Here is a 13,436-nt window from a genome sequence, read left to right as displayed (position 1 = left end):
GTTTTTAGCTCTTAACTTCCTGGTTACCTGTTCTGGGTGGCATAAGTTTGTATACCACCGGTGTTACAATCCTTGACAGGAGGGTAGAACTGATCAGTCCTCCGATCAATACGATCGCCAACGGGGCGATCAATGGATTGGTGGAGACTGCTATCGGCATCAGGCCACCGATGGCTGTCAGGGAAGTAAGTACGATTGGCAGGAAGCGGATCTCGCCGGCTTCTCTGATCGCATCTTCCAGCGATTTACCTTCTTCTCTCAGCTGATTTGTAAAGTCAACGAGCAGGATAGTGTTCTTCACTTCTATCCCCGCCAGGGCGATCATACCGATAATCGCTACGAATGACAGGGAATTGCCGGTCAGCCATAAAGCAACGGCAGCGCCTACCACACCCAGTGGAATAACCGATAATACGATCAGGGTGCTTTTGAAGGTTTTAAACTCCAGTACCAGTACCGCCACGAAGAGGAAGATTGTAACTATGATGATGCTGAGGAAGCCGCCGAATGAATCCTGACGGGCTTCTACCTCGCCACCCATTTCGTAATTGTAACCGGCTGGTAGTTTGAAAGTGTTCATTTTCGCAATGGTGCTGTTGATCACACGGTCTGCCAGGAAACCTTCCTGTAAAGAGGCTGTAACAGATACCACGCGTTTCTTTTCCTGGTGATTGATGTGCAGGGGAGAAGCTTCCATTTTCAGGCTTGCTACCTGTGACAGCGGATAAGGTTTGTCGTCCTGGTTGTTTACATACAGATTGTTGAATACTTCCATGGTCGGACGACCGTCTTTATTTCGTGTCAGCAGTACGTCGTAGTCATTGTCGTTCTTATCGGCATAATGGCCGAGGTTGAGGCCTGCTACTGCCAGGCGCACTGTACGGTCGATATTCACGCTTGGAATGCCCAGTAATTGTGCTTTCTCTTTATCGATATCTACACGGATATCTGTTTTCAGCAGTTTCACCGGATTGTTCACATAAATGGCGCCTGGTACCTTTTGCAGCATGATCTCTACCTGGGCGGCCAGATTACGGAGGGTATCCAGGTTGTCTCCGAATAGACGCACTTCTACCGGCGCTGGTGCAGGAGGTCCCTGTTCGAAGTTGATCACTTCTACTTTTGCACCGGGATATGGCGTCCAGCGTTTACGCAGTCTGTCGATCAGTTTAAGTTTTTTATCAGGCGCTGTGTGCTCGTCCAGCTGTACGAAGATCTGTGCGTAGTCTGTGCGTTCGTGTTCCTGTATAACGTTATAGTAGACACGGGGGTTACCTTTACCTACGTTAGAGGCGAAATACTGAATGGACTTTTCATTCTTCAGTTCCTGCTCTACCTGTCTGGCGATACTTTTGGTGTAGTCAAGGCTGGATTGCGGCGGTGTGGTAATGTTGATCAGGAACTGTGGCTTTTCTGACGCCGGGAAGAGGCTGAAACCTACGATCTGGAAGATAAACATGGAGGCGCCAAAGATCAGTACGGTCACGATAATCGTGATCACGGGTCTGTTCAGTGCTTTATCCAGTAAGCGGGAGTAACTGCCGTGGATGAGTTTCTTCAGCGTACGCATGAAGATGTTGCCGTCCGGATGACCAGTGTGTTCTGATAACAATTTGCTGGACAGGAAAGGAATGATGGTGAGTGATACCAGCATAGAAGCGAAGACGCTCAGGATAACAGCCATCGGTAAACCACGGATGAAGTCACCCGCACCTTCCGGCAGGAATACCAGTGGCATAAAGGCGATCATGAGTGCGGCTGTGCAACCGACTACGGCCTGTCCGATCTGTTTGGTGGCTTTCAATGTAGCCTCCATTTTTGTATGACCTTCCAGGATCCAGCGTTCGATATTTTCCACCACTACGATACTATCATCCACGAGCAGACCGAGCGCTACTACCAGTCCGACGATACTCAACTGATTCAGGTTAAAACCAAATACATTCAGTAATACTACGCCGATCGCCAGGGACAGCGGAATAGAGATCATCACGATCAGTGCCGGGCGGAAGCCAAGTGGGAGCAGTGTAACAGCTACCAGGAGGATTGCGATGAGAAAGTCTTTTCCGAGTCCGCCGAGACGTCTGTTCACATTATCTGCCTGATCAAAATGCTGTATCATATCGATATTGGAAGGCAGCGTTTTCTTGAAAGCAGTCAGCACCGGTGCATATAATTTCTTCGTCTGACTGATATTCTCACCTTCCTTCTGAGCTGCTACTACAAAGGCGCAGCGGCGGCCGTTCAGTCTTGTTTCGTATTGTTCATCGGCAAAGCCGTAATAGATATTGGAAACGTCCCGCAGGAAGATATTCTTTCCTTTGCTATTGAATACAACGGTGTTTTTGATCTCTTCCAGTTGCTGGTAACTACCACTACTTTTGATATTATAGCTACGGTTACCCGCTTCCACACTACCGCCCGGGATGTTGGCCATTTCATTCTGGATGCTGGAGATCACTTTGTTGACAGGTAATCCGAGCTGTGCGATCTTTTCCAGGTTCAGTTCTATTTTGACCTGTCTGCCGGGAATACCGTGAATCTCTACGTTCTTCAATGCTTTTATATTTTCCAGGTCGTCCTGCAGCTTTTCGGCGTAGTACTGGAGTTTGTCTTTGGGAGCGGTTTCCGATACCAGGGCGATCTGCATGATGTTTACATCACTGGGCTGTACGCGTTGTACGTCGATATTGATATTATCGGGGAGTTGTCCGCGTTTACCATTGACTACGCGCAGTACTTCCTGGTATTTGTCGTCTACGTTGCTGTTGTACTTGTATTCTACGCGGATGACAGCCAGACCGTCGCCGATATTGGTACGTACGCGTTTGATATTTTCCTGAGAGGAGAGTTCTTTTTCCAGCGGATCTACGACCAGGTCTTCCATGTCTTTGGGACTGGTACCGGGGTATACCACCACTACGCTGAACATGGGTGATTTTACCTCCGGGTCTTCGGAGCGGGGCATGGAAAGGATGGTCGTCAGACCTAATACGATAATCATGATAAAGATGACCAGTGTAAACTGGTAGTTCTTTACCGCGTATGAAGAAATTTTCATGATTCGGTGAGTTTAAAGGAGTGCGTGTTCGGGAGCTGCGTTATTTAACGTTGATGGTGCTGCCTTCTGTGAGGTAGGCGCTGCCGGAAATGATCAATGCAGCTGCTTGCTGGAGGCCATCGCTGATGATGACCTTATCGGCTTCCATACCCGAAATGGTTACCGATACTTTATGCGCGGTTTTGTTATCGTTGGTGATGAAGACAAATCCTTTATTACCGTCGCCTTCCAGTAAGGCATCGTAAGGGATGGCCCATGGACCGTTAGCGGAGGTTGCGGTAACCGTTACGGGTGTAATGACTGCTTTACCGAACATGCCGAAAGCGATCGCGGAAGGCTTTTCGCCTGTCAGTTTAATATCCGCAGTAAAAGAACCGCTCTGTGGCTGTATGCCTTCGGATTTACGGGATACGCTACCCTCAAAGGTTTTACCCGGAACGGCTTCTACTTCTACGTTAGCTTTGTCCTGCATGCTGATGGCTGCCCATTCCTTGTTGCTTACGTTTACACGCAGGAGCCAGTTGCCGGATTGTGCGCCATTGGTTTCCAGTACGGGCGTACCAGGTTGTACGAGCTGGCCTTCGCTGGCGAGTTTACGCAGTACGTAACCGCTGGCAGTGGCTGTGATCTGTGAGTGTGTGCGATTGAACTGTGCTGTTTTGAGCTGTTCATTTGCTATGTCCAGTGCGGTTTTGGCGTTCTGTAATTGTTCGAGTGTAGCCACGCTGTCCTTGTATAAATTATCGACACGTTTGTAGTCGCGTTGTGCTTTTTCAAAGCCCAGTTGTGCCTGTTGCACCTGTGCATTGATCTCTACCGGATTCAGAATGGCCAGTACCTGACCCTGTTTTACGGCATCGCCTTCTTTTACGAGAATACGCTGGATGATTCCACCGGTTTTGAAAGAGAGCAGTACTTCATCATCGGTAGTGAACTGTCCGGATACGGAGATGGCTGGATGCGCATTCAGCTGGCCATTGAGCGGGAGCAGTTTTACCGGGATATCGGCGGACTTATTATCGTTTTTATTTTCAGCAGCGCTGGGTGCTCCGCAGGATATTACCAGGCAGGAAAAAGAAGCCAGCAGTGAGAAGGTGAGAATATTTTTCATGTTGAATATTTTTAAGGAGGATGTGTTAAAGTTTATAGGAAGCCTGTGCGCGTTCGATATCTGCGAGTGCTGTCTGTACCGCTGCGAAAGCCACGGAGAGCTGCAGCCGTGCGTTGGTCAGCTGGTTCTGGGCATCGAGCAATTCTATATAGAGCAGCTGTCCTGCTTTATAGACCTTGGACTGGTCGTTATAATATTTTTCAGAGAGTTGTAATTGTTCGTGTGCGCTGTTGAAGTTAGCTACAGCGGTGTGGTAATTGTTTTCCGCTGTCTGTTGTTCCAGCTGGAAAGAGAGGCTGGCTTCATTGTAAGCAGCCTGTATGTTGCTGACGTCGATCGCTGCCTGTTGTGCTTTGTATTTGCGTTGTCCGGCGGCAAAGAGGTCCCATTGCAGATTCACGCCCCACATGTAATACCTGGACTGGCTGTTTACTTTGAAGTTAAAGTCCTGTGAACCGAAATCCAGGAAGGTACTGAGTTTCGGTACGAGGTAAGACTTTGACTGGCGGTAGGTGAGGTCTGCTATTTTCTGTTGCTGGGAGAGTTGTTGTAATTCTTCCCTGACATTGGCAGTGCCGGCAGGTACTGAGGAGATCTCTTCCGGCAGGAAGATGGTGCTGTCCAGTACGATACCGGATTTCAGGTCTCTGTTCAGCAGGAAGTTGAAATAAGCCGATGCATTTTGTTTTCTGTTTTCTGCTTCCGTGATAGAGGCTTCGATTCTCTGTAATTCTGCTTTAGCGCGGGTGAGGGCGGTGCTGTTGGTCACACCATTGGTCAGGAAGCTGGTGTTCACCCGAATATTCTCCTGCACCTGTGTGCGTGCGGTATTGTAGATGTCCACTGCTTTCCCGGCCTGGTAGTATTGATAGTAAGCTGTTTTGATATCTCTGACGAGTCTGCGTTTATAGACGTTTACACCTGCCTGCTGGAGACTGATGTTTTCGCGGCGGATCTTTTGTGCGTACCATATTTCGGTATTGACCAGGGGGAGGGTCGTACGAAGGTGTACGTCATAAAAGTTGTCCGGATTCAGCAGGATGGATTGATTTTCCAGCTGCGGGAATTTGGAGGAGTTGGTCAGCTGGTTCAGGGTACTATAAGCCGGATTGAGCAGGTCGCCGATCGGAATATCGATGGTACGGCCGCCACCAGCTTTGGTATAGTTACCTGTCAGGCCTACCTGTGGGTAGAACAGGCTTTTTGCTTCCTGTAATGCGTAAAGTGATTTATCCAGCTGGAAATGCTGCTGTTTCAGTCCCTGATTCTGTGCAAAAGCGCTCTGAATATAGTCATCCAGCACCTTGCTCTGCGCAGATCCCTGCTGCGCGGACGTCCACATAATAGCCATTAGTATTATGAACGTTTTTCTTTTCATGATGGCAGTTGACATAATGAACACTGTTTAGTAATGACGGATAAAAAAAGACACGTGAAGTGTCAGTTGAAAATGTGATTGATTTTGACGGCGTCAGGTAGTACGACGATTGAGACGCGGCAATATTGTATGAAATTGTAAGAAAATCGATAGCGTCAAAATAAATGACGCTATCGTCTTATTTCTTAATGAGTCGGAGGTGTTCGTTTACGGTGCTGGTGATCAATGCCCGTTGTTCTTCGTCATTCAGGTGCATGACTTTGATGCGTTGTCTGATGAAGAGGGAAATGAGTCCGTGTCCTAATGCCCAGATGGACAGTGATGCTACGCCGGGATCGGAGAAGCGCAGCTGATGCATGCAGGGCGTTATTGTCTTTAAAAGGAACTCGAAGGATTCATCACAATTGGGCCAGTCTTCGCTTACTGCTTTCATTGGAGAACGCAGTATGAACATCAGGTCATAGAGGTCCGGATGTTCGAAGCCAAATTTGACATAGGAGTGGAGCAACTGTTCCAGTTTTTCCATCGGATCGGTGGAGGTAGCTTCTTTTTCGAATGCTTTGTATAATTCTGCAAAGGCTTCTCCCTGGACTTCGTATAACAGCTCGTCCTTGTCTTTATAATAGAGGTAAATGGTGGCAGGGCTGTATTCTATCTTTTCGGCGATGTTCCTGATAGACGTTTTTTCATACCCATCATGAATGAACATGTCCATCGCGGTGCCGATGATCAGTTTACGCATCTCCTGTTTTTCCCTTTCCTTACGGTCACTAATACCCATGTTAATATCTTTACGATGCAAATTTACTAAACACTGTTTATAAAATAAAATATTTTCAATAGTTTTACGTCACTATCTTATAAAACAAAGACGCCTTTTATGACCAGCACAGCATCAAACGTATCAGAATCAGGGGTTTATACAATTTTAGGAGCCGGTGGAATTATTGCGAAGGAGTTGACATCCGTTTTATTGGAAAATGGGAAGCAGGTACGTCTGGTGAGCCGGAAGGCACAGGCGGTGGACGGAGCAGGGGTGATGGCGGCTGATATTACAGATCCTTTACAGACCCGGAGAGCCATTAGTGGTTCTTCAGTGGTTTTTTTAGTGGTGGGGCTTACCTATAATCATAAGGTATGGCAGGAGGCCTGGCCGAAGATAATCCAGAATGTGATCCATGCATGTAGCGAGGGAGGCATTCCACTCATCTTTTTTGACAATGTATATATGTACGGACTGGTGGATGGGAAGATGACGGAGGACACGCCATTTAATCCGCGTAGTAAGAAAGGTGAGGTGAGGGCGTTGATAGCAGGTAAGATCATGGACCGGGTAAAAGAGGGCAGGCTGACGGCGACGATTGCCAGGGCGGCGGACTTCTACGGACCGGGTGCAGATACGACCGGTATTCTGAACATGATGGTGATCGATAAACTGGCGAAAGGTCAGACGGCGAACTGGCTGGGGAATGATCATGTAACGCATAGTTATACGTATACGCCTGATGCAGGTAAGGCATTGTATATGCTGGCGTCAGATCCTTCGGCATATAATCAGGTATGGCATCTGCCGACGAAGAATCCTGCACCTAACGGAAAGGAATATGTGGAAATGGTAGCGGCGGCATTACATACGAAGCCAAAGTACATGAAGCTGGGTAGCTTTATGATCAAGCTGGCAGGCTTTTTCAACACTACGATCGCAGAGTTGCATGAGATGATGTATCAGACAACGCATCCTTACATTTTCGATAGTACGAAGTTTGAAAAGCATTTTAATTTTACGCCTACTTCTTATGAAGATGGCATTGCTGAAATTGTAAAAAAGATCAAGGCTTAGAAAAATAAATTTGGAGATATAAGATTTCCATCTATATCTTTGCATCAGTTCTTTAAGATTCTTATCAAGAAAGGCAGAGGGAAATGGCCCTGTGAAGCCTTAGCAACCATCCGGAACCACCAAACCGGAAAGGTGCTACATCCAGCCCGCATAGCGGGAAAGATAAGTCAGTAGGTTTGATCGATATTTTAATCAAAATATATTCAACTCACCTGGCTACCAGGTGAGTTTTTTTGTTTTAAGACCTTCCTGTTTTCTATCTGCCATCTCTGATAAGTGCCTGCCGAGGACCTGTTTAATCAACAATTTTCATCAAACTCAAAAACACAAGAGATGAGCACAATCACACAACTGATCCATTCCATTCCCGTAGATCCTCAGACTGGCGCTATCGCAGTACCTATTTACCAGACATCCACCTTTGTGCAGGAGGCGCCCGGCGTCAACAAAGGGTATGACTATGCCCGTACGAATAATCCGACCCGTGAAACCCTTGAAAAGATTGTGGCTCAGCTGGAAGACGGCGCTACGGGTATTGCGTTTTCAAGCGGTCTGGCCGCTATTGACGCTATTCTGAAACTGCTGCAATACGGAGATGAAATTGTGGCAGTGGATGACATTTACGGAGGTGCTTTCCGGTTATTCAACAAGGTCTATCAGAAGTTTGGTATCAAAGTAACTTATGTAGATACTTCAGATACGCAGGCAGTATTCAATGCGATCACGCCAAAGACGAAACTGATATGGCTGGAAACCCCTACCAATCCGACTTTAAAGATATCTGATATCGCTGCTATTGCGAAGATAGCAGCGGCCAATAAATGTCTGTTCTGCGTAGATAATACCTTTGCATCACCGGTATTACAACAACCGTTGAACCTGGGGGCAGACATTGTCATTCACAGTGCTACTAAATACCTCGGTGGACACAGTGATCTGATTGCCGGTGTGGTGGTTGCAAAAACACCAGAACTGGGTGCAGAGATCAAGTTTTACCAGAATGCCTGCGGCGCTATTCTTTCGCCTTTTGACAGTTTCCTGCTGATCCGTGGTATAGAGACACTGCATCTGCGTGTAAGGCAGCATTGCAGCAATGCGCAGATCATTGCGGAGTATCTCGCGGAGCACCCGCTGGTGGATAAGGTATTCTATCCTGGGTTGAAAACACATCCCGGACATGAGATCGCGAAGCGGCAGTCAAAGGGCTTTGGCGGTATTGTTTCGTTTACGCTGAAGGAAGACACGGAAGCGGCAGCACTGGCATTTGTGACCAGTACACAGTATTTCAAGCTGGCAGAGAGTCTGGGTGGTATTAAAAGTTTGTTATGTCATCCGGCGGGTATGACCCACAAATCTATCCCTGATGAGACCCGGAGAGCCGCCGGGGTAGCGGATAGTCTGATCCGTTTGTCTGTCGGACTGGAGGAGCCGGCCGATCTCCTTTCAGACCTTGATCTTGCCTTTCATAAAATTCAGCAGGCGACCGGGTCTGTTTTAAGTTTATAGTTTCGTAGTTTGCAGTTCTGGAATGCTCAAACTGCAAATTGTTAACTATGTTAAAACCGATGTTTTTAGGTGTTTGCCTTTCCGCTGTATGTTTCCATATTAATGCACAGGACAACACTGCCATAATAATTAAAGATGTTACCTTGATTGACGGGAGCGGGGGGGCCGCCCGTTCCCATGTCAGTCTGCTGATAAAAGACGATACTATCGCCGCTGTATTACCAGCCGGCACCAATTATCCCACCAAAGGCGCAGAAGAGATCAACGGCAGCGGTAAAACGATCATGCCACTAATGGTTGATGCGCACAGTCATCTCGGTCTGCTGAAAGGCACTGAAATATCTGCTCAAAACTTCACTCCTGATAATGTAAGCCGTCAGCTGAACCAATACCTGAGTTATGGTGTGGGGACGGTGTTGAGTCTGGGTACGGATCAGCCTACCGGCTTTTTCATGCGTGACGCTTCCCGTGCGGGCATGATGGGTGGGGCTTCTTTTTATACTGCTGGTTATGGTTTCGGAGCGCCCCGTGGGACGCCGCCGGTGGCATTTGGCCCCAGTATTCTGCGTCCTGTCAATGCAGACCAGGCATTAGAGGAAATCCGCACCCTGGCCAGTCTGAAGCCTGATTTTATAAAAATCTGGGTGGATGGCAGTCCGAAACTCCTGCCTGAAATATACCGTGCTATCATCGCAGAGGCACACACTCACAATATCAAAGTAGCCGCTCACGTTTATTATCTGGAAGATGCTCATCAGCTGGTGGATGCCGGTATTGATGTACTGGCGCACAGTATCCGTGACCAGGAGGTGGATGATGCGCTGATCAGGGCGATGAAGCAGAAGAACGTTTATTATATCCCCACCCTTTGTATAGAAGATTTTGGCCTGTCCTATGGTCTCATTAGCCCCGGATGGTTTACTGATCCGTTTTTTATGCGATCGCTGGAGCCAGGCGTATGGGATATGCTGAACAGCGATGATTATCGTAAAAAGCAGGCTGAGGACAAAGACAAGGCCCGCAAGATACAGGCGTTTGCCACTGCGAAAAGGAATTTTCAGAAAATGGATAGCGCGGGTGTGAAAATCGCTATGGGAACAGATTCCGGTGCACAACCGGTAAGGGCGCAGGGGTTTTCTGAACACCGTGAGTTACAGCTGATGGCCGAATTAGGTATTCCTGTTGTAAAGGTGATCAGTTATGCTACCCATGGAGGCGCCGCTTTATTGGGTATTGACGCGGAAACCGGTACTCTGCAACCAGGTAAAAAAGCAGACTTTATGGTACTTGATGCCGATCCACAACTTGATATCAGGGCCACCACAAATATCAGTTCCATCTGGAAGAACGGAAAACAGATACAATAATCAAAATAAGGCGTCGCCAACGCGCCTGGGGAAACAACATGAGATCAGCATTCAACATTGGCCTGTGCCTGTTATTGTCTTTAACGGCATTAACAGGATACGGTCAGCACAAAAAGAAAAAGACTGTAAAAGCTAAACCGAAGGCCAAAACAGCAGTCGTTGCGAAGGCAGTCGGACCTGCTTATACCTCCGCACAGCAGTTGCAGATGCGCAAATCATTCTACCTGTTATATGTGCTTGAAAGAAACGGCGCTGCGCACAATGTCGTGGTGAAGGATGCCGCATTAAATGCTATTGCAAAAGACAGACAGGAACGTCTGGCTGCGGCTTATGCGTCCTGTGGCGATGGGACGTGTATGGGACAGGCATTTGCCTGGACGCCGGAAGAGATCAGCGCTGTTGCTGATGAATTCAAGCGGCTGACGGTAAGTGACAATGACATGGCGCAGATCGTGGAGCGACTGAAGATAGAATCCCGTTATCCGTTGTACAATAACGATGCGGATACCACTTTTATCAGAAAGGCCTGGGAAGATGTTGCTGCGGGTATGAACCATATTTTCAGGGTGTATCTGCAGGGGGGTGCCCCCCGTTATCCGAAGATAGATTCCATTTCCTTCCGCCCGAATGATGCTGCTTTTGTGCAGAAAGTAAAAACGGCTACACAGCAGGTAATGGCTGTTGGCGCAGGTAGTACTTTCTTCAAACAGCCGCTGATGGGATCACTGGAAGCGCTGGAGATCAATGGCAGAGATGAGGCTATCCGTTATGAACCTTTATATAAGGGTGCAAATGCGGCACCTTTTGCCAAGTCAAGAAGGATCAACTGGAATGCCTATAAGTTTACGTCTATTATGGTGCCGGGTAGTGGTCCGGGTAAGCCGGGTAAGACCATGGATACCATGGGTATGTACCGTTGCGGATTGGCGGCCGATATGTATAATAAAGGTATAGCGCCTTTCATTATTGTTTCCGGTGGACATGTGCATCCTTACAAGACGCCTTTCTGCGAAGCGATAGAGATGAAAAAGTATATGGTGAGCAAGCTGGGTATTCCCGACAGTGCGGTGATCATCGAGCCACATGCGCGGCATACAACGACCAACATCCGCAATGCCGTAAGACTGGCCTATCTTTTCAATATGCCGGCAGCCAAACCGATGTTGATCGTGTCTGATCAGTTCCAGTCACTGGCAATCGAAAAGATGGCCATCCGTTTTATGAATGAATTAGGCTATCTGCCATATGAAGGATTGGAGAGGAAGAGTCCTACGGAAAATGTGATCATGCCTGACTTGCGGGCATGGCAGCAGGATCCGGAAGATCCGCTCGATCCTTAAGCCAGTTCCGACCCTTCATCACCCTGGTTACCATCATGGCTGCTACTGTATCTCCGGTGGCGTTCAGAATGGTAGCCAGGGGATCGACCAGGGTACCAATGACCATCACCGCCGGTAGGGCCTCTATCGGAAAGCCATAAACAGACATTACTAGCAGTTCCCCGATATAACCTCCGTTTGGAATACCCCCTTCCACAATACTTACGATCACAGTTACCCCTAATGCCAGCAGTACGGTATCTATGCCTGTCAGCGGACGGCCAAACATTGCGAATACCACTCCGATCTTAATGATGGAAGAGATGCTGGAACCGTCCTTGTGTAAGGTGCCTCCCAGTGGCACTACTACGTTCCCGATGTGTTCAGGAATACCCATGCGCTGTGCGGCCGTCAGATTGGCCGGGATGGTGGCAATACTGCTACAGGAGCCTAAGGCAGTAAAGGTAGGAATGAGGTTATTTTTCCAGTAGATCTTCACGCCTGCAAAGCCTCCCGCGAGGAAAGCGTAGACGCTGAAAAGTACGATGAAGTAAAAGAGACCGAATCCATAATAGACGGCCATAGAGCTGGCGTAAGTGCCAAAGAGCTGCGGACCGAGTGTACCCACCTGGTAAGCGAAATAAGCCCCCAGACCGACAGGTCCGAGCACCATGATAATGTCCAGGAGGGATTTCATGACCTCGTTGCCGGAGTGCAGAAAATTGCGGAATGCCTTGCCTGCTTCACCCGCTTTCAGGGCGGCAAAGCCCGTTAGTGCGGAGAAAATGATGAAGGGCAGCATATTTTTCCTGGAGAGGAGTTCGAAGAATTCGCCGGTTGTCAGCAGTTTTACGATCTGTTCACCAAAACCAGCCGGATGTGTGTTTTCGTCCGGAACGAAGGTCCCCGGCGCTACAGCTTTCAGTGGGAAGATCCAGACGGCTACGATGGTCAGGAATGCCGATACCAGTACGGTACCAAGGAAAACGAAAGTCATGACGGAAATGACCTTACCCAGCTTTTGTCCGGGGTCTATATTGGCAATCGCAGAGGAAATAGCGAAGAAAACCAGCGGAATGACCGCTGTAAAGAGCAGGTTGAGGAAGATGTCGCCTATTGGTTTGATCACTTCCACCCGTTGCCCGAAGATCAGTCCGAGGATACTGCCGGCAATGATACCGCCGAGTAGGGTCAGCAGGCTGCTGTAATTTTTAAGAATGTTCCGCATATGGCGTCAAATATATCGAAAAGTCCATTCAATAGCCAGGGAAGTAGTTTGGGCGGTAAACATGCGCAATAGCTTGACTGATGCAACTATATCCAGGTAGTGTGCGTCTTCGGGAAGCGGCTTTTACAGACATCTGAATGGAGGGTTTTATATAGGGTTTGGGCAATAATTTTCCTGCTTCATCTGCAATAAAAAATATAATTGTTAAATTGACATTTATCATTAACTTGCGTTAAGTAGCGATTGATTTTGTAAAGATCGGGTAACCCGGTTATTCCACTGTTATAGAAGACTTATCCGCCAGATATTCTCTTCTGATTTTATTGTTCAATACATACTGATATGCCGGTTGTGCTTATCGGGATTGTTTTCATATGTGAGTTGAATGGATGTGTGCGTCCGGCGCTATGAAAACGCTTGTATGATCGACAAAGGTTTCTGCGAGCTGCATGCAAATTTCCCAGGTAATTTTTGCCGCATGCGGCCGATTCAATAACGTGAACTAGGTCGGCGAAGGTCGAATTCATTCGACCTTCTTCTTTTGTCTTTTTTTCTGATGCGTCTTTCACGGGTAATGTTTGTTAGGTAGTGTTTTTATGTGCTATCATGAACTGTTCATTCCTGTT

Annotated in this window: 9 protein-coding genes and 1 riboswitch; of the genes, 4 read left to right on the top strand and 5 right to left on the bottom strand. The window is 47.9% G+C overall.

Features of this window, described 5'->3' with window-relative positions; genetic code table 11:
- Nucleotides 1-4: 4 nt before the first annotated feature.
- From BMZ72_RS07265 to BMZ72_RS07250, 4 genes are all read right to left on the bottom strand, one after another.
- Complete coding sequence (locus BMZ72_RS07265; RefSeq protein WP_089806659.1) at nt 5-3,061, bottom strand: efflux RND transporter permease subunit; 3,057 nt, start codon at nt 3,059-3,061, stop codon at nt 5-7.
- A gap of 40 nt (nt 3,062-3,101) precedes the next feature.
- Complete coding sequence (locus BMZ72_RS07260) at nt 3,102-4,172, bottom strand: efflux RND transporter periplasmic adaptor subunit (RefSeq protein WP_089806658.1); 1,071 nt, start codon at nt 4,170-4,172, stop codon at nt 3,102-3,104.
- Between the two features lie 25 nt (nt 4,173-4,197).
- Nucleotides 4,198-5,550, bottom strand: a complete 1,353-nt coding sequence (locus BMZ72_RS07255) for a TolC family protein (protein ID WP_177222709.1) — start codon at nt 5,548-5,550, stop codon at nt 4,198-4,200.
- A gap of 178 nt (nt 5,551-5,728) precedes the next feature.
- The gene (locus BMZ72_RS07250) at nt 5,729-6,331 is read right to left on the bottom strand and encodes a TetR/AcrR family transcriptional regulator (RefSeq protein WP_089806656.1); all 603 of its coding nucleotides are present in this window, start codon (nt 6,329-6,331) and stop codon (nt 5,729-5,731) included.
- A 99-nt stretch (nt 6,332-6,430) separates the two neighbouring features.
- Between BMZ72_RS07250 and BMZ72_RS07245 the strand changes: the two genes are divergently transcribed.
- The 4 genes from BMZ72_RS07245 to BMZ72_RS07230 all read left to right on the top strand — a co-directional run bounded on the left by BMZ72_RS07245 (nt 6,431) and on the right by BMZ72_RS07230 (nt 11,603).
- Nucleotides 6,431-7,390, top strand: coding sequence for an NAD-dependent epimerase/dehydratase family protein (locus BMZ72_RS07245; RefSeq protein WP_089806655.1), 960 nt, complete (start codon nt 6,431-6,433; stop codon nt 7,388-7,390).
- 58 nt (nt 7,391-7,448) lie between these two features.
- Nucleotides 7,449-7,559: riboswitch (SAM riboswitch) on the top strand.
- A 164-nt stretch (nt 7,560-7,723) separates the two neighbouring features.
- A complete protein-coding gene (locus tag BMZ72_RS07240; protein ID WP_089806654.1) occupies nt 7,724-8,896 on the top strand; it encodes a trans-sulfuration enzyme family protein in 1,173 nt (390 codons plus the stop codon).
- 143 nt (nt 8,897-9,039) lie between these two features.
- Nucleotides 9,040-10,263 (top strand): amidohydrolase family protein, encoded by a 1,224-nt coding sequence (locus BMZ72_RS07235; RefSeq protein ID WP_177222708.1) that lies wholly within the window; start codon nt 9,040-9,042, stop codon nt 10,261-10,263.
- A 38-nt stretch (nt 10,264-10,301) separates the two neighbouring features.
- On the top strand, nt 10,302-11,603 hold the full coding sequence (locus BMZ72_RS07230) for a YdcF family protein (RefSeq protein ID WP_089806652.1): 1,302 nt from the start codon (nt 10,302-10,304) through the stop codon (nt 11,601-11,603).
- On the opposite strand, the gene BMZ72_RS07225 is transcribed toward BMZ72_RS07230, so the two are convergent.
- Complete coding sequence (locus BMZ72_RS07225; protein WP_089806651.1) at nt 11,548-12,810, bottom strand: dicarboxylate/amino acid:cation symporter; 1,263 nt, start codon at nt 12,808-12,810, stop codon at nt 11,548-11,550. The genes BMZ72_RS07230 and BMZ72_RS07225 overlap by 56 nt on opposite strands.
- Nucleotides 12,811-13,436: the final 626 nt, after the last annotated feature.

This window comes from Chitinophaga sp. YR627 (assembly GCF_900114995.1).
Taxonomy (GTDB): Bacteria; Bacteroidota; Bacteroidia; order Chitinophagales; family Chitinophagaceae; genus Chitinophaga.
Note: the sequence above shows the minus strand (reverse complement) of the source record. Positions and strands in the feature narration are given on the sequence as shown.